Here is a 16,976-nt window from a genome sequence, read left to right as displayed (position 1 = left end):
GTTCCTGTCGGGTCTGTTCCTACAGAACGTATTCACTCACCCGTAGCTCACCCTCGCACCAACAATTAGGTTCTCGTGCTGGTATGCCGGCTTCTTCGCTAGCCGACCAACGCCGTGTGCGGTGTGCTTCCAGTACTGGGGCTGGCGCGTCGACGATGGGCGGTCTTGTCCGGTAGCGCCGGGGCATGTGCGGGAATGATTGCTGCCCCACGTCCGGAATCACAGGGCACTGTGAGGGTGCGATGTGACCATCTTTGCGCGTCGAGGTTCGAGATGCGTCGATAGAGGGTGGCCCGAAATGTGTTCAGCAGTCGACTTCTCTGGACGGAGCTTTCAACCGTAGGTACTATACCAACAGTCTACTAAGGAGCCTGGTATGGAAACCCGACCCGACGGCGTCACCCCGATCACCAATCAAGGACTCACCCGGTACACGGTCGCCCTGGTCGTCGGCGTACTGGTCGTCCAGGGATACACCGCCTTCGTCACAGACGGACGAGTCACCGCCGGCACCGCGCTGCTGCTCGCGGCGGTGGCGCTCTACATGGTGGTCTTCATGGCGAGGAATGCGACCGCACTGCGCCAACGCGCGTATGGGATCTACTTCGCCCACGCTGTCGCCTACCTCATCATCAACGGCAGCTTCTGGGTGCACGCATGGATCCTGATGCTCGGTGGGCGCGATGAGACGCTGCAGCAGGGCTGGTCAGGTCCTCTGGTGTCGATGACCGTGCTGTGGGGCGCCGGACTCCTGGCTCACACGATCGGTGCCATGGTCAGCAGGGGCTATGAGCATGTCGAAGTCTGAACCGCCGGTCGAACCTGACCTCGAACTGTCCGACTATGAGGGCAAAGTCCTCGTAGCGTGGACCGACACCCATAAGAAGAGCACGTTGATGCTCTTCATCCTGCTGGCACTGTCCGGGCAACCGCGGTGGTCCGGCCAGATCCGCGACTTCATCACCGATCTGAGCGGCGCCTACCTGGCGGTGGACGAGCAGAGCATGCACCGGGCCCTGCGGCGGGCGGAAGGCCTGAATCTCATCACCCACACCCTAAAGCCCTCAGCCGGCACCGGCGCCAAGCGCAAGATCTACGAACTCACCGCCTCCGGTGAACGAGTCCTGGCAGGCTACCTCCGGGGGCCAATGGCATACATGACCACCAAGCTCTTCCAAGACGCCACCGCTACCGCCCGGCACGCCCAACCGAGGTGAGCGAATCTCCTCACTGTGCACCAACCATTCCATCGCAGGCATGATGTCCTCTGGATAGCGCACCGCGCGCCCGCGGGCATGACTGTCTTGTTGCTGGCTGCCTGGTCAGGTGCGTTCTACCGGAAGCCACAACTCGCAGTTGGCTGTGCTGAAATCAGCGGCGACGAACGCGCTGCCCTACTCTGCGGTAACTCGCGTGATTCCTGTTACGTGAACTCGCACGGAACACGGCTGAGTGCTGGCAGACTGTCTTCGTCAACGCCATTCTTGCCTCCTTGAGATTCAGGGGGCCGCCGTCACACGCCGAGGTCTCAGATTCATGAGTACACAGTGCCCGTCCGCTGGTACGCCCACGCCCACGGGCGCTGGCACGCCGCAGCGGACCCCGCTCCATGGGGTGCCCAGCGGGCGCTACCCGCATGACAGAGACCCTCTGCTCCATCAGCTCCCCACGGAGACGGATGCGCTGCTCGAGCACCTCAAGGGTTCGGTTGCCCGCCTCGCGCTGGTACACCGGTCGGGCACCCCCGACGTTGAGTCGCAGATGACCGATGACGACGGGTTCGCGTGGGTGCAGCAGTCTATCGAGGACATTGCGGCGACGCTGCGGGGATTGGCTCTGAGGCGTTCGGAGTAGCACTCCGCAGAGTCGCCGTGACACTCGCTCGCCGACCCGGTCTGAAGCTCGCCTAGGCAGCGCCGGGACCATGCTCCTCCTACTGGTTGAGGGGCCCGCTCCTGCCCAGCCAGCAATGGGCGACCTCGTGGTGGTCGACGGCACCGCGCCCACCACGACGTCGCGCGGCGGATGGTGGGCTGCCTGTCTTGAGTGGCGCGGCGGCCAGCATCGTTCTCACGTTATTGGGTACTGGTCCGGGTGATTTTGCTTTTCAGGGCTGTCCGGGCGATGGGTGCTCGTGTGCGGCCCGATCGTGGACCTGTCCTTGCGTGCCTGGGATCGCCGGGGCGATTCGGGGCGGTTCGGGGCGCTCGTGGTGGGCGAAATGGGCTTGAACCGCCCGATCGCGTCCAGCACTTTTCGCATCGTAGAGAGCAGTGTCAGCGGCAGCGATGGCGGCCTCGAGCCGGTCGGGTCCGGGTGCGAGGGGTGCTATTCCGTAGCTGATGGTCGGCAGTGGGAAATCGAAGGCCGGTTGCATGGAGCGCAGGGTACGGCTGATCAGGCCGCTGACAAGGTCTCCTGTGTCCGGGGTTGCGCCGGGCAGAAGAAGAATGAATTCCTCCCCGCCGTAGCGGCCGACGAGATCTGTTGAACGGATCGCGCGGGTGCAGGCTGTGGCTACAGCCTGGAGGACGGCATCTCCTGCTGGATGTCCGTAGGTGTCGTTGATCTGTTTGAAGTAGTCCATGTCGGCCAGGATGACGGTGCAGGGTGTGTCCTTGCTGTGCAGCCGCCGGATCTCGGCGGTGGCAAGATCGAGGAACCCGCGCCGGTTCAGGATTTGGGTGAGGTCGTCGTGGCTGGCCTGGGCTTTGAGGTCGCGGAGGGCTTGTTCGGTGCTGAGCGTGGCCATGGTGAAGGACACGATGAGCAGCAGCACCATGGTGAACATGGTTGTCGGTACCGTGCCGAAGTAGGTGGTGAACGTGTAGGAGTCCGGTCCTGCCGTCAGGAAAGCGATCCACCGGCCGAAGTAGTAGAGGCCGAGCAGTGCGGAGGCTACGCCCAGTGGGCGTTGGGTGGTGGTGATGTCCGGTTTCAGCCGCCAGGTCTCGAAGGACGCCAGTGCGATGAAGAAGGTCATGAAGCCCAGCAGGAACCCTCCCGCGGACCACGTGTTCGTCGAGGGACTGTCGAGGGCGGACGCGAGGATCGTGATGATTGGCGGTGCAAGGATCAACCAGCGCTTCGGGGGCAGTGCGCGCAGCACTCTCGCCCCGCCCCACACGCAGGCAGCCCCCGCGACGAGGAGCGCGTTGCCGGCCGGGTTGGCCCACACCTGATGACGCGTCCCGTCCAGCAAGTAGAGGGCTGTTCCGGTGAGGAAACAGGCGATGGCCGCACACCACCACTTGCTGTAGGTGGATTGCTGCTGGCGGACACTGACCCCGTAGAACAGCACCAGCAGTGTCACCGCGATCAGCCCGAACGCGACCTGCAGGGTGATCACATCCAGCTTCACTCGTGCTCCCGTCGCGGCGGGCCCGACGCAACCTCACAAAAGCAATCCGAGCAAGGGCCCGATGACTGATCACCTGGGTGGTCCGGTAGGTGCTCCGGCATCGCTGTCATGTCTTTTTCCCCTCTGGTGGTGGGCATCAGTATTCCACCAGCCAGTTCCCGAGGTCGGTTGGGAGAGCACACGGTCCACGTTCCGGCCGGAGACGCCGGGCAACGACGCCGCGGCACTATATGAGCAGTCACGGCATCGGCGATTTGGGCTTCAGGGCCCGGGCAGGGAAGGGGCAGGCAGACGGTTGTACCGTCCAAGGGTGTGTCGGGGCATTCGCGGGACGCACCGGATGCTGTCCGCCTCCCGCTTGCTGAACGCGGGCGTGGTGGTACTAGCCTTTTACTCAGGAACCAGTACCACCACCGCACGCGGGGGTCTCACGTCCGCTGCTTGCTCATCGATGGGGGGCGACGAGCAACCCAATCGTAGGCGTACAGACTGGTCTGTCCACAACTCGTATGGTTAGGATCGGTCATCATCCCGACGGTAGAGGGAGTATGCCTCAAATAGTGGAACGTCCTGTGAAGGACGCGCGGCAGCGGATCCGTGATGCGTCCTACGACCTGTTCGTCCAGCGAGGCGTCCGGGCGGTGGGCATCAATGAGATCATCCATGCCGCGGGTGTTGCGAAGGCGTCCTTCTACAGCCATTTCCCGTCCAAGAACGACCTGGTCAGGGCGTTTCTCGATCGTCGGCGGGGTCTTTTCACAATCGGCTATCTGGGTGCCAAATCGCAGAAGCGGGGGGACTCTGCGCAGGGTCAACTCCTGGCGATTTTTGACATCTTCAGACGAGTGGTTCCAGACCGAGGACTTCGCCGGGTTGTGCCGCCGGGCTAGCGGTGGCGGGACCGGACGATCGCCTTGCGGATCTCCTCGACCCACAGCACGGATGATGCGATGAGCACCGCCAGTCCCCACTGCGTGGAGCTGAGTTCCGTGGTGTCGAAGAACCGCTGCAGTATGTCGAGGTTGACGACGAGGATCTGTAGTACCACCACCGCCAGCAGGGCCACCCAGATGCTGCGGTTGGTGAACGTCTGGAGTGAGAATACGGAGCCGGATTCCGAGCGGACGTTGAGCAGGTTGAAGACCTGGAAGAAGACGAAGGTGGTGTACGCAAGGGTGGTCGCGAGCAGTGGATCAGCAGCGGTTTCCGGGAACAGGGTGGGTGCCAGGATAAGGACGGAGATGGTGCCCGCTGCCATGACGAGGCCGAGTCCCAGGATTCGCAGGAGCCGGTCGCGGGTCAGCAACGGTTCATCGGCCGGGCGCGGCTTCTGTTTCATGATGTCGGGTTCGGCCGGATCTACGCCCAGCGCCAGGGCGGGCGGGCCGTCCATGATGATGTTGACCCACAGGATCTGCAGCGCGGTGAACGGGGCGCCGCCAGCTACGCCGAGGACTCCGGCGGTGAGGAAGATCAGGACGAACCCCCATGCCGTGGTCAGCTGGAACTTCACGAACTTGATGATGTTCGCGTAGATTCCTCGGCCTTCCTGGACAGCGGAGATGATCGTGGCGAAGTTGTCATCCGTCAGGATCATCTTCGCTGCACCCTTGGACACGTCTGTGCCGGTGATGCCCATGGCGATGCCGATGTCTGCTTGCTTCAGCGCTGGCGCGTCGTTCACTCCGTCGCCGGTCATGGCCACGATGTTGCCGTCCTGCTGCAGCGCCCTCACCACGCGGATTTTGTGCTCCGGTGCCACACGGGCGAGTACCCCGAATCCTGGGGCACGCTTGTTGAGTTCCTCGGCGTCCAGCTTGTCGAGCTCCGTGCCTGAGGCGGCTTCACCGGGGATGCCGAGCTGCGCTGCGATGGTGGACGCTGTGGCCAGATGGTCACCGGTGATCATATGCACGGAGATCCCTGCGGCGCACGCCGTCGCGATAGCGTCCGCCGCCTCCGTCCGGGGTGGATCCACGATACCCACGACGGCGTACATGGTCAGGTGGTCCACGGCGGCACGCAGCTCGTCGTCGTCGGTCGGCAGGTCGCTGTCCAATCGGCGTCCGGCGGTCATCAAGGTACGTAAGCCCTCGGCGGCCATCACCTGGATGACCTGCTGGAGTGCCGTCCGTCCCGTGTCGGTCAGAGGAACGATGCCCTCGGAGGTGAGGATCGAATCCGTCCGCTCGAGGAGGGCGCCCGGTGCTCCCTTGACGAAGCAGCGGAATCTGGCCGGGCTCTTGTCTCCCCGGGTGAAGTCCTGTTCATGGAAGGTGGCCATGAATTTGTAGGCGGCATCGAACGGCACTTCCGCCAGTCGGGGGTGATTGTCGCGGACCGTTTCGACGTCGATTCCGCCTTTTTCAGCCAGCACCACCAGGGCGCCTTCCGTCGGATCGCCCACGAGCTTGCCGTTCCGGATTCCGGCGTCGTTGCACAGGGCCATGGCCAGCAGGGCATCGGACATGACGGGCAGCGGTTCGCCGTCGCCGCTGAGAATCTTTCCGTCCGAAGAGTATCCCTCACCGGTGATCCGGAAAGAACGTCCTAGGATGTGCAGCCGCCTGGCTGTCATTTCGTTCAGGGTGAGGGTGCCGGTTTTGTCCGTCGCGATGTGGGTGGTGCTCCCCAGAGTCTCCACGGCGGAGAGTTGCTTGATGATCGCGCCCCGGCGCGCCAAGCGGGAGGCGCCCATGGCGAGGGTGAAGGCGACAACTGCGGTGAGCCCTTCCGGGATGGTCGCTACGGCAAGCGATACAGCGGTGATGAGCAGCTCGGACCGGGGCTGCCCGCGAAGGAGGCCGAGGATGAAGACGACGGCCACCACGGCCAGCGCCACCAGGGTCAGTAGTCGGGCAAGCTGGTCGATTCTGATTTGCAGCGGGGTCTTCGCTTTGCCTGCCCCTTCGAGCAGGGTGGCTATGCCACCGATCTGGGTGTCCATACCGGTATCGGTGACTACCATCACGGCCCGCCCACGGCTGATGTCCGTGTTCATGAACAGCATGTTTGTCCGGTCCCCGACCGGCAATGAGGCATCTTCAAGGGGGGCGCTGGTCTTGTCCGAGGGCTGTGATTCGCCAGTCAGGGCGGACTCCGCTACCTGCAGCCGCGCCGCTTCCAGAATTCGCCCATCGGCCGGGATGGTTTCCCCCGCTTCGAGCAGCACAATATCGCCGGGTACAAGTTGCTCGTTGGAAATCTCCTCCTCGCGGCCGTCCCTGCGGACCCGCGAGGTATCCACGGATAGGGTCCGCAGCGCCTCGAGACTATGCTCCGCCCGGCTCTCCTGGACATAGTTCAAGAGAGCATTCAGCACGATCACTACGAGAATGACTACCGGTGTCTCCCATTCCCGGGACACGACGGCGCTCACTACCGCGGCGACGACGAGCACCAAAATCATCCTGTCCGCGAGGATCCGCAGGATCCTCCTCCAAACCGGCACCCGAACATCGTCCGCGAGTACGTTCGATCCGAACCGTGCCTGCCGAGCGCTTACCTCCGCAGTGGCAAGGCCAACGGACGGGTCCACTTCCAGTTCCGCAGCAACCTCGGCGATCGACCGACTATGCCAGCGCTTCATGGACACGCTGGAAACCATCGAAGATCCTCCTTGACTGCACTACCGGAACAGTTGCCCCGAGGTCAGGCTATCGGCCCACGAGGAGCAAGCTGTTCTGCGGGCTGTTCACTGGACTGAGACTGTAAGAAAAACGGTGTGTGAGGGTTCAGCCTGATCCGAGAGAAGACAGTCGTGAACGACTTCACGGCTGACGGAACAGAGGCAATGATCGATCCTTAAGCGGTGCAGCCCTCAGAAAGCGCCGACTAGATGGAGCGGGTCTCCGCCAAGCGCTTCACCTAACACCCGGCTTGCGTGTGAAAGGTGCGTACGGAGGAAAAGAACTCAGATGCCCCGGATGCCCCGCAGTTGCTCGCAATAAGGTAGCTGTAGCCGACGGCCGCGACAGCGAGCCCAATAACGGTAATGGCGAGCAGGATCCAAGTAGCGTGGTTGCGGCTGATGCGCTCGGTCACGATGTCTCCAATGGTCGAGCATTCTCATCCGTCCCTGAGACCGCACGCTATCAGTGCCTCTGGAGGATGATCCGCAACGATACCGGGGCGCCCAGCCGTTCTTGACCTATGAGCAACGGGCCGGACGCCCAGCTAACATTACGGTTCGTGCGGCCCATGCCAGGTGTTTCGCACACCAATTGCCGTGCAGGGCGCCAATTGCGTACCGAGATGAGGTGGCAGCTCACCCACAGGTGGACGGCTTTGAGCTCAACCCGCCCACAGGTGGATGAGCCGTCAGGACCACGCCACAGATTGAGGAGCTCAGCAGGAGAGTCTCTTGTCCCGCTCGGCAGCGTCGCATGAAGCATGAAGAAGGGAGTGCACCCGGCTCGAGTGCACTCCCTTCCAGTCCTTCATCGTCCAGCGGCCAGATCGGACGCGGGAAGGAACAGGGGTGGCTGGCACCCCGGCGGGCCTTTGCCGCAATAGCCGAGTCCAGCAGTGCCACCCTCCCCGACATTGATTGGTCGGCTCGCTGAAGCCTCAGCTGTTCCCGACTTCCACATCACCTCGCCGATGCCTGGCTGGCCGCCTACGTTCTCTTCCGCTGCCAGTCACCGATCGTGACCTGGACGGGTACACGCGGATGTCTATACTCACGAAATGCCTCGGATCATGAGGGTTCGCCCTGCTCGACTGGCCGATGTCCCTGCGATGGCGCAGGTCATTGTTCAAGCGTGGGGGGAAACCTATCGTGGCCTGATCTCTGATCGCATTCTCGATGACCCGGAGTTCACCCCCGCCCGGGAGCGGCAATGGATAACGGTGCTGACGGATCCACGATTCATTGCCCACCGAGTAGCTGTCGCGGAGGTCAATGGAAGCATCGTTGGGGTCGCCATGTCGGGGCCAGGTGTCACGGAGTCCGATCCTTTGCAGCTCTATGTCCTGTACGTGGTGAAGCAATGGCACGGGTCAAGGGCCGGGACGGGCCTGCTCGAAGCGGTGCTCGCACCGGGCGAAGCAGCAACCCTATGGGTAGCCGACCCGAATCCTCGAGCGCAGGCGTTCTACCGCAACCACGGATTCCGGCCCGACGGGCTCGAGAAAGTTGAGGACGACCTCCCCGTGATTCACATGACCCGCGCCGACACCCGTGACCAAGCGTGAAGTGTCGTGCATGATGGGCGTCCGCTAGCTGAGCTGGTATCTCTAGGGGCGGGCATCGCCCCGAGGCCCCCGGGGTTAGTACCTATCAGTCCAGGCAGGCGCGCACGATGCGCTCGACAACCGGCCGCACGGGCGCGGTGGGATCCACGGTGAGTCGATGCAGGACGAGCCCTTCCGAGGCGGCCATCAGCGCCCGCACGGCATCCGCCGGCCGAGCGGCTCCAACTCCCGCGAGAAGGTCTGTTGCCCATTCGACGTAGACCTTGCGCTGCTGGAGCAATGGTTCGAGCAGCTGCGGGTCGTTTGCGCCCTCGAGAAACAGCGCGTAGCGCGCTCTGGTACGCCCTGAGAAGAGACCCGTCTCCGCATCGATGAGGCTCGCAAACGCGTCGATCAGCTGATCCGGGGTCCTGACCACCGGGGCGGCTCCGGCATCGAAGTCGCCGCGTTCCCGCTCCGCGAGCCACGCGACGACGCCCGCGACGAGGGCGTCCCTGGTGCGGAACCAGTTCGAGGTGGATCCCTTCGGTAGGCCGGCTCGCTCGTCCACTCGCGCGTGGACGAGGGCGCGGATCCCTTGCTCGCCGACGAGCTCAACGGCCGCGTCCAGGGCACGCTCACGGGTAGTGGTCACTAAAGAGACAGTACTCGTTCACTAGGTTTCTAGTGACAGCGCTACTAGAAAAATAGTAGAATGCAGTCATGAACGAGCAGGCGGGCGCCTCAGCCGTCAGAGGTCACATGGTGATGGTGGCAGGACTCAAGGTGCACGTCGTCGAGGCCGGGTCGGGGACACCGGTGCTGTTGCTCCACGGATTTCCCCAGAGTTCGCGCGAGTACGCCGCGGTGATGGCGCACCTCAGCCATACTGCTCGCGTCATTGCTCCCGATCTCCGTGGCGCCGGTCAGACCGACGCCCCGGCGGAGGGCTACGACCTCGACACCCTGGTTGCCGACGTGGTCGGGCTGCTGGACGCCCTGGGCCTCAACCGAGTGGCTCTCGTGGCGCACGACTGGAGTGCCCTCATCGGCTTCGAAGTGTGCCTCCGTCATCCCGACCGTGTCAGCCGCTATGCGGCGATCGCGGTCCCTGCCCCGTACATCCGGATGACCCCGACGCTTGCGGGCGCGATGATGCGAGCAATGCCGCACCTGTGGTTTCAGTGGGTGATCGCAACGCCTGGGCTCGGCCCGAGGCTCCTGTCGCGGGGGCGTCAGCGGCTTGCGTACTGGCTGCTCCGGTCATTCGAGGTGCAGCCGATGCGTGACGACGACGTCGAGGCGTACGTCGCCGCCTTGCGCGATCCGGCAAGGGCGCGGGCGGCGTCAAAGCTCTACCGGCGAGTGATACTTCCTGGGTTCATGAATATTCTGCGCGGGACCTACCGTGGCCGGGTTCTGCGCACACCTACCCTCGTGCTATTCGGTGCCGACGACGGGCTCCTGCCACATGACGCACTCGGTGTATCACCTCAGGACGCACCGGACCTGACCGTCGAGTTTGTCCCCGGCGGCGGGCACTTCCTCGTCGACGACAATCCCGCAGAGGTCACCCGTCGTCTCCGCGCATTCATGGAGCTGCCCGCCCGTTGAAGGCAGCTGATCCCCATTCGAGATTCCGATAAACATAGTATCTCCGCCCACCCGAAGGAGGTCGTCATGCCCACGCCCACGTCCACACCGACCTGGTCACCGCCGATGCCCAAGGCCCCAGGCTTCGAGCATCTCGTGGTGGAGACGCCCGGTCTGCGGACCCACGTCGCCGCCATCGGCGCGGGGGAGCCGGTCCTGCTGCTGCACGGCTTCCCGGAGCACTGGTGGCAATGGCACGCCATCGCGCCGGTCATCGCCGCCCGCGGCTACCGCGTGCTCTGCCCCGACCTGCGTGGGGCCGGCTGGACGGAGGCCGACGACCCGCGCATCGACCGTGAGACCAGGCTCCGCGACCTGCTCGCCCTCTATGACGCCCTCGACGTCGAGCATGCCCACCTCGTCTCCCACGACATGAGCGTCCTCACCGCGATGCAGCTCACCTACGACCACCCCGAGCGGGTCCGGACGGCGGTGCAGCTGTCCGTGTGGCCGGGCTTCTTCGACTTCAGTCCTAAGCTCCTTCCGGCCTTCTATCACCTGCCCCCGCTCGTCTGGCACCGCCCGGGCGCCTCGCTGCGCTGGACCTTCTCCGCGAGGTACGCCGCCTGCCCGATGTCGGAGGCAGTCATCGATACCCACCTCGCCCCGATGCGCCGACCGGACATCGACGCCGCGGTGCGTCCGCTCCTGCGCCGCATGGTCCTGCCCGAGGCCGCGCGCATGATGCGCGGCGTCTACCAACGCCGGCGGCTCACGGCGCCGACCCTCGTCGTGTTCGGCCGCCGCGACCACCCCACCACCGAGGAGCTTATGGGGCGTATCTGCCGTGACCCCGAGCGATACGCCGACCGCGTCGAGTTCGCCTACGTCGACGACGCGGCTCACTTCATCACCGACGACGCCCCCGATGCGGTCGCTGGCCTCTCGCTCGACTGGTTCGAACGCGCCGCCTGAACGAGATCCCCGTGGCCGCCCGCCTGCGCCGTGCCCCAGCCGCCCCCCCCCACCCGCGAGGGGAGCCCGCCTGTTCAGGGACTACGCGCGGAGCAGGTTCGTGAATCGTCTCGCACAACGCCCCGTTGCTCCCCCCTTTCAGGCGTCACTTCGCTGCCACAGGTGTTGCACCAGGTACACCCAAACGCCACAGCGCAGGACGGCTCGAATCGCGTTGTTTTAGGGTCCGATCGAGGCTTTTGCGACGCAAGCGTTTGCGGGTCTAGACCTCATGCAACGCTGCCTTATCGTGCAGCCGCTCGGTGGGTGTGAGTCTTGTGAGGTCGTTGAGTTCCACGGTGCTTTCTTCACGCGGGGTGGTGCTTGTTGGTGAAGGTGGCGGCGGCCTAGTTGCCTGGAAGCGGGACGGCGGTGCTGTCGGCCTGCAGGGCCGGGGCACCCCTACCACCACGTTCCAATCCAGGGTGGGTCGCGTTGGTAGGGGTCTTGACATGTCCCGGGTTGTGTCGCCTAGGCGAAGGTGGCGGCGTCGATGACGAAGCGGTAGCGGACGTCCGAGGAGAGGACCCGCTCGTAGGCGTCGTTGATCTTCTCGGCAGGGATGACCTCGATCTCAGCACCGATGCCATTCTGGGCGCAGAAGTCGAGCATTTCCTGTGTTTCGGCGATGCCGCCGATCATGGAGCCTGCGAAGGAGCGGCGTCCGCCGATGAGCGCCATCGCGTTCACCGGTAGTGGCTCGGCGGGCGCGCCGACGTTGACCAGAGCGCCGTCGACCGTCAGGAGTTCAAGGAAGGCGCTGATGTCGATCCGGGCGCTGACCGTGTTGATGATGAGATCGAAGGAGCGGGCCAGGTCGGTGAACGTGGTTTCGTCGCTGGTGGCGTAGTAGTGGTCCGCGCCCAAGCGGAGGCCGTCTTCCTGCTTCTTGAGGGATTGTGAGAGGACGGTCACTTCGGCGCCCATGGCGTGTGCGATCTTGACGGCCATGTGGCCGAGGCCGCCGAGGCCGATCACGGCGACCTTCTTGCCAGGCCCGGCGCCCCAGCGGTGCAGGGGTGAGTAGGTAGTGATGCCGGCGCAGAGCAGGGGGGCGGCGGCGTCGAGCTCGATGCCCTCGGGGATCCTCAGGACGAAGTCCTCGGTGACGACGACGTGGGTGGAGTAGCCGCCCTGAGTGATGGTCCCGTCACGGTCGGTGGCACCGTAGGTGCCGACCATCCCGTTGACGCAGTACTGCTCGTCGCCTGCGGTGCAGTTCTTGCACTTCCCGCAGGAGTTGACCATGCAGCCGACGCCGACGCGGTCGCCGACGGTGTGCCGGGTCACCTCGGAGCCGACTTCAGCGACGATGCCGGCGATCTCATGTCCGGGTACCAGGGGGTAGGGCTGCGGACCCCAGTCACCTTGCACGGTGTGGATGTCGGAGTGGCAGATGCCGGCGTACTTGATCTCGATCAGGACATCGTGGGGGCCGACCTCGCGGCGTTCGATGGTGGTGGGGGCGAGGTCCCCGTCGGCGGAGGGTGAGGCGTAAGCGTGAACTGTGGTGGTCATGCGTTTTCTCCTTTTGGGGCTTTCAGTTGCTGGTTCCGGCCGGCTGGCCGTAGTCCTGGTCGGTGATGTGCTCGCCCCACGTCACGACCTGGCCCTGGCCGTCCGCTTCCTGAATGGCGATGTGGGCCATGAAGCGGTCGGCGGTGGCGCCGTGCCAGTGCTCCTCGTGGGGTTCGATGTAGACGACGTCGCCCGGGCGTATCTCCTGTACCGCCCCGCCGCGGCGGGCGACGTAGCCGATGCCGTCGGTGACATGGAGGGTCTGGCCCTTGGGGTGGGTGTGCCAGGCGGTGCGGGCGCCCGGACTGAACCGCACGTGGGCGCAGCCGACCGCCGACTGCTCGTCGGGGTTGCGGATGCCGTCGCTGTGGACCGTGCCCGTGAACCAATCCTCCGGTCGGACCGTGCTCTGGCCGCCGCTCTGGGTGTATTTCATCTCGGTGCCTTCCGTCGTGAGGGCGCCCCTCCCAGCGGACCGTCCTGTCCGCTGGGAGGGGCGCGTGTCTTCTACCGCGTCTTGGTCTTCTTGAGGTCGTCGGCCAGGGAGCGTGCTTCGTCCGACAGCTGGGCAGCCCTGGACTCATCTCCGGCCTGGACGGCCTGCCAATAGTCGATCTTCAGTGCGACGTACCGTTTCCGCAGGGCGATGGATTTCGCTTCGACGGCTAGCTGTTCCTGCTGGGCCTTCAACAGCTTGATCTGCTCCAGGGCAGCGTCAGCCCCAAGCGCCCCGTTCCCGATGTAGCGACGCATGTCACTCACCGACATGCCCGTCGCGCTCAGGCAGGAGACCCAGGTCAACAGATCCAGATCCTCCGGCGTGTAAACCCGGTGCTTGCTGCTCGCGCCGCGGGAGATCGGAGTGATCACGCCGATCGATTCGTAATAGCGCAGCGTGCTGGCTGGCAGACCCGTCAGAGCTGCCGCTTCCTTGATCGTGTAGGTCCTTCGGATGGTCGGTGCGCTCACTCCATCAACGATAGGAACTTCAAGTACTTGAAGACAAGCCGCCCTCGGCAACGACCCAAGTTGGTGAGACGCCGACGGTCCGCCCCAGCACTGTCGGTCTCACGAAAGGATCTTTCAGCGGGCGAGCGAAAACGCAGGGGTCAGGATCGCAAGATCTTCTCGATGGTCTTGCCTCGGGCCAGTTCATCGACCAGCTTGTCGAGATAGCGGACTTTCTGCATCACAGGGTCTTCGATGTCTTCGACCCGCACTCCACACACGACGCCGGTAATCAGTGGGGCGTTGGGGTTCAGATGTGCGTCGACGAAAAATGTCTCGAACGAGGTTTCCTGCGCTAAATGACGCTCGAGGTCGGCGTCAGTGAAGCCGGTCAGCCACGTGATGACATGGTGCAGCTCGGCTTTCGTGCGGCCCTTTCTTTCCACTTTGGTGACGTAGTGGGGATATACCGCAGAGAACGGCATGCGGTAGACCCGGGTCAGGGTCTTCTCGTCCGTCTTCATGCCGGAATCTTACCGTTGGATGGCGAATTCGGTTCGGCATCTTCGCTTAGTGCGGCCTTGACGACGCGGATCGTGCAAGCGATCCGCGTCGTCGTACGAGCGTCTGAGTGTGTCAAGCCGTCAGGGTATTCCAGTTCCACCCACAGGGCAGGTGCCTTCTCCGGCTCCGTCACCGGCCGATCGGGTGGGTCGAGCTGCAGCGGAGGCACGTAGCGGTCCGCTCGGCGGTATGCCGTGCCAGCCAGGGTGAGGAGCAGGAGTCACCGGCACACCATACCGACCTCCCCCGACAGTCAGGACCTACGAGTCCCGATCCGTGTGAACCGCAATCAGGGAGAACTCTTCGGGCACTCGGGACAGCATCTGCGCTTTCGCGTCTTCATAAGTCGCGCCCTCGGTGCTCACCTGATCCAGCTCCGCGCCTCGAATGACTCCCGTAATTACCATCGGGCCGGCCTATCGGCGGCCTCGTCCGCGGATTCTTCGGCGCCGACCGCAACCGGATGATCATCGACGTCACCGAGCCGGCCTGAGGGCTCACCACCAGCCGGTGATCGCCGCCGTGATGACGATTCTCACCGCCGCGGCACCTCGCCGAAGTGTCACCGGCAACGAATAGCCTGTGGACGGATTCATCACCAGCAAGAGAAGCCAGCCATGATCACCCACCCCGGCGAGTACCACGACGCAGACTCGAAGACGCCCGTCCCGCAGTCCCGGCGGACCCTCGAGCTCATCGAGCGGGGCCGGCTGATGCCGCCCCTGCCGATCCAGGTAGCCCTGCGTGAGCGTTGTCCCGCCCCGGTCCTAATGCTGCCCTCACGGCCGCCGGTCATCCACGGAGAGGCGGCCTAGGAGCTTGCGGTGAGCTGAGCGGGCGCGGCCTTACACATACAGGGAGAAGAAAGAAGTGAATAGCGACAGTACCGGCAAGCTCGATCTTGGACACCTTTTGCGCGCGGCCGGCGTGGACCCCGATGATGTGGTCGTGATCCGGCACACCGCACGAGGACTTTCCGCCGACAATGCGGTGGCTTGGGGAGAATCTTTGCGGGACTACACGCGCACCCAGGGCCGTAGACACAGCAAATTACCCAAGGTCCCACCCCGGATGTGGCTGGTCTTCCTAGGGACCACAGGCCTCCTCGGCCGGTTCATCACGGCTTATGAGAATCACGGTGAAATTGAGTCCGAAGGCACTGACGTTCAGCGGTTTTTCGATTTAACACCCTCAGATGTCTTCTCCGCCCATAAGGACAGACTGGTCATCGAATGGACGGCCGACCCGGTGAACTGGGCGAAGGTGGGGGAGCAGGCGGAGAACGTTCCCGTCATCGAGATTGCCGACCGCGCACAGGTTCCTTTTCCAGGCTTCGACTCCATCATCGTCGACTTCGAAACACTGCAAGAAGTCACCGTGGACTCCCGCTATCGGGAGTGGCAGGCCGCCCTCGCCTCCGTGAGAGGCATCTACCTCATCGCGGATACCTCGACGCGTCGGCTCTATGTCGGGAAGGCCGACGGCGCCGACGGATTCCTCAGCCGCTGGAGCGAGTACGCAAAGACCGGCCACGGCGGCAACGCGGCCCTGCGCGAACTGGGCAACATCGACCTCACACATCGGAGGCATTTTCAGTTCAGCATCCTGCAGGTCTTTTCGCCCAACGCGCCGGCACGTCAGATTGACGACGCCGAATCCCATTACAAGAGGGTCCTGCTGACCCGCGGCGAGAGCGGTTTGAACCGCAACTAAATAGCGGTGGGAATGCAGGTCCTGGCTTTGCGCACTGGAAGGGGCGCTACCACACGTGGAACTCCCATCCAGGGCAACCGCCCGCCGAGCATGTCTCGAAAAATTACAGTTTTACGAGACAGCGGACTAGTGCTGTCGCGGATTTGAAACTTCCGCGGGGCCTCGGGTTCGCGTCTGTCTCGGAAAGTCGACTCACCGTAAACGTCACGGATCGGCGCGGTCTCAGCGAAGCATCCGCCCAGGCGCTCAGTCTGTACCGCGGCGGGGCAGGCTCATTCAGCGACGTGGGTTATGCGGCTGCAGGGCACGCCGTTGACCGTCTGCGTGTTGCACTGCGGCGTGGCCGGTCCTGGTTCCTGCGCAACTCCTGACCGACTCATGCCGGCCCTGCGGGGCCTAGAGCCGGGTGAGTCTAGGCGGGTCCGTCGACCGGGAAGCCACGTGCGTTGCCGATCCACGCCCCGGTCCCGACGTCGGGAGTGTGCTCCATCATGCCGGTCTCGGTGACCTGAAAGTCCGCTGCAGCCCTTCGATACATGACCTTGACCAGGTCGATGTCCCGGTCGACGGTGCCGTCCCTCCATAGGACGTCGTAGCGGAATGCGCGCACTCGGCGGCGGAGCCACCTCGAGGTTCTGTAGTACGCCGTCGCGCGGAACGCGAACGGGAGTGGATCGTCAACGGGCACGAGGGACGTCCTTCTGATAGGTGCTTCAGCCTATGAAGCTACCAGCCTTCAACCTCTGAGCGGTCCTGCGCTCCGCCCCGGCCTGATGAGGCCCGGGCGCTCCTTCGCCGCTCCCGACCCGGACATTTCTGTCTGCTGTCCTTGTGTTGTTGAGCGGGTGGTTCCGGGCAGCCTTACTGTCTTGGTCATCCAGGGGTGGTCGGTATGGCTTCAGCTGCTGTGCCGGGCGGATGTCTTCCGTGACGGCTTCGAAGGCTTGGCCGCCTGCTTCCTCGCGATGACCCGACCGCTGATCGTGAGACGCGACATGATCGCCGGACAAGGACACGACGGCGCGGTAATCTGCTGCGTTTCATGAAACCGACAGTTTGGAGGCTGTTGTGGTGCATTCACGGGCCGGTA

The 16,976-nt window shown here is 64.1% G+C and carries 17 protein-coding genes; 8 read left to right on the top strand and 9 right to left on the bottom strand.

Going from position 1 to position 16,976, the window contains the following annotated elements; all coding sequences use genetic code 11:
* Positions 1-376: 376 nt before the first annotated feature.
* Together MWM45_RS12750 and MWM45_RS12745 are read left to right on the top strand one after the other, a co-directional pair.
* Positions 377-808 carry a hypothetical protein gene (locus MWM45_RS12750; RefSeq protein ID WP_247826767.1) on the top strand — a complete coding sequence of 144 codons (432 nt, stop codon included), beginning with the start codon at positions 377-379 and terminating at the stop codon, positions 806-808.
* The gene (locus tag MWM45_RS12745; RefSeq protein ID WP_247826766.1) at positions 795-1,217 is read left to right on the top strand and encodes a PadR family transcriptional regulator; all 423 of its coding nucleotides are present in this window, start codon (positions 795-797) and stop codon (positions 1,215-1,217) included. The genes MWM45_RS12750 and MWM45_RS12745 overlap by 14 nt, the downstream gene beginning before the upstream one ends.
* Before the next feature lie 890 nt (positions 1,218-2,107).
* Here the strand turns inward: MWM45_RS12745 and MWM45_RS12740 are convergent.
* Positions 2,108-3,361 (bottom strand): GGDEF domain-containing protein, encoded by a 1,254-nt coding sequence (locus MWM45_RS12740; RefSeq protein ID WP_247826765.1) that lies wholly within the window; start codon positions 3,359-3,361, stop codon positions 2,108-2,110.
* 572 nt (positions 3,362-3,933) lie between these two features.
* Here MWM45_RS12740 and MWM45_RS12735 point away from each other — a divergent pair.
* Positions 3,934-4,251, top strand: a complete 318-nt coding sequence (locus MWM45_RS12735) for a TetR/AcrR family transcriptional regulator (protein WP_247826764.1) — start codon at positions 3,934-3,936, stop codon at positions 4,249-4,251.
* On the opposite strand, the gene MWM45_RS12730 is transcribed toward MWM45_RS12735, so the two are convergent.
* Together MWM45_RS12730 and MWM45_RS12725 are read right to left on the bottom strand one after the other, a co-directional pair.
* The gene (locus MWM45_RS12730) at positions 4,248-6,968 is read right to left on the bottom strand and encodes a cation-translocating P-type ATPase (RefSeq protein ID WP_272496051.1); all 2,721 of its coding nucleotides are present in this window, start codon (positions 6,966-6,968) and stop codon (positions 4,248-4,250) included. The genes MWM45_RS12735 and MWM45_RS12730 overlap by 4 nt on opposite strands.
* Positions 6,969-7,228: 260 nt before the next feature.
* Positions 7,229-7,405, bottom strand: coding sequence for a hypothetical protein (locus tag MWM45_RS12725; protein WP_247826763.1), 177 nt, complete (start codon positions 7,403-7,405; stop codon positions 7,229-7,231).
* 696 nt (positions 7,406-8,101) lie between these two features.
* Between MWM45_RS12725 and MWM45_RS12720 the strand changes: the two genes are divergently transcribed.
* Positions 8,102-8,557 (top strand): GNAT family N-acetyltransferase, encoded by a 456-nt coding sequence (locus MWM45_RS12720; protein WP_247826762.1) that lies wholly within the window; start codon positions 8,102-8,104, stop codon positions 8,555-8,557.
* 85 nt (positions 8,558-8,642) lie between these two features.
* Here MWM45_RS12720 and MWM45_RS12715 read toward each other — a convergent pair whose 3' ends face one another.
* Positions 8,643-9,191 carry a TetR/AcrR family transcriptional regulator gene (locus MWM45_RS12715; RefSeq protein ID WP_247826761.1) on the bottom strand — a complete coding sequence of 183 codons (549 nt, stop codon included), beginning with the start codon at positions 9,189-9,191 and terminating at the stop codon, positions 8,643-8,645.
* Between the two features lie 68 nt (positions 9,192-9,259).
* On the opposite strand from MWM45_RS12715, the gene MWM45_RS12710 reads away from it, so the two are divergent.
* Positions 9,260-10,150, top strand: coding sequence for an alpha/beta fold hydrolase (locus MWM45_RS12710; protein WP_247826760.1), 891 nt, complete (start codon positions 9,260-9,262; stop codon positions 10,148-10,150).
* Between the two features lie 66 nt (positions 10,151-10,216).
* The gene (locus MWM45_RS12705; RefSeq protein WP_247826759.1) at positions 10,217-11,104 is read left to right on the top strand and encodes an alpha/beta fold hydrolase; all 888 of its coding nucleotides are present in this window, start codon (positions 10,217-10,219) and stop codon (positions 11,102-11,104) included.
* Positions 11,105-11,614: 510 nt separating this feature from the next.
* On the opposite strand, the gene MWM45_RS12700 is transcribed toward MWM45_RS12705, so the two are convergent.
* The 4 genes from MWM45_RS12700 to MWM45_RS12685 all read right to left on the bottom strand — a co-directional run bounded on the left by MWM45_RS12700 (position 11,615) and on the right by MWM45_RS12685 (position 14,133).
* Positions 11,615-12,661: an NAD(P)-dependent alcohol dehydrogenase gene (locus MWM45_RS12700; protein ID WP_247826758.1), complete on the bottom strand. Its 1,047-nt coding sequence runs from the start codon at positions 12,659-12,661 to the stop codon at positions 11,615-11,617.
* A gap of 22 nt (positions 12,662-12,683) precedes the next feature.
* Positions 12,684-13,097, bottom strand: a complete 414-nt coding sequence (locus MWM45_RS12695; RefSeq protein ID WP_247826757.1) for a (R)-mandelonitrile lyase — start codon at positions 13,095-13,097, stop codon at positions 12,684-12,686.
* A gap of 71 nt (positions 13,098-13,168) precedes the next feature.
* On the bottom strand, positions 13,169-13,630 hold the full coding sequence (locus MWM45_RS12690; protein WP_247826756.1) for a MerR family transcriptional regulator: 462 nt from the start codon (positions 13,628-13,630) through the stop codon (positions 13,169-13,171).
* Positions 13,631-13,770: 140 nt separating this feature from the next.
* Entirely contained in the window at positions 13,771-14,133 is a 363-nt protein-coding gene (locus MWM45_RS12685; RefSeq protein ID WP_247826755.1) for a DUF2200 domain-containing protein, read from the bottom strand.
* Positions 14,134-14,790: 657 nt separating this feature from the next.
* On the opposite strand from MWM45_RS12685, the gene MWM45_RS12680 reads away from it, so the two are divergent.
* Positions 14,791-14,988 (top strand): hypothetical protein, encoded by a 198-nt coding sequence (locus MWM45_RS12680; protein WP_247826754.1) that lies wholly within the window; start codon positions 14,791-14,793, stop codon positions 14,986-14,988.
* A gap of 55 nt (positions 14,989-15,043) precedes the next feature.
* Entirely contained in the window at positions 15,044-15,886 is an 843-nt protein-coding gene (locus MWM45_RS12675) for a GIY-YIG nuclease family protein (protein ID WP_247826753.1), read from the top strand.
* A gap of 412 nt (positions 15,887-16,298) precedes the next feature.
* Here the strand turns inward: MWM45_RS12675 and MWM45_RS12670 are convergent, their stop codons facing one another.
* Entirely contained in the window at positions 16,299-16,574 is a 276-nt protein-coding gene (locus MWM45_RS12670) for a hypothetical protein (RefSeq protein WP_247826752.1), read from the bottom strand.
* Positions 16,575-16,976 lie beyond the last annotated feature (402 nt).

This window comes from Arthrobacter antioxidans (assembly GCF_023100725.1).
Taxonomy (GTDB): domain Bacteria; phylum Actinomycetota; class Actinomycetes; order Actinomycetales; family Micrococcaceae; genus Arthrobacter_D; species Arthrobacter_D antioxidans.
Note: the sequence above shows the minus strand (reverse complement) of the source record. Positions and strands in the feature narration are given on the sequence as shown.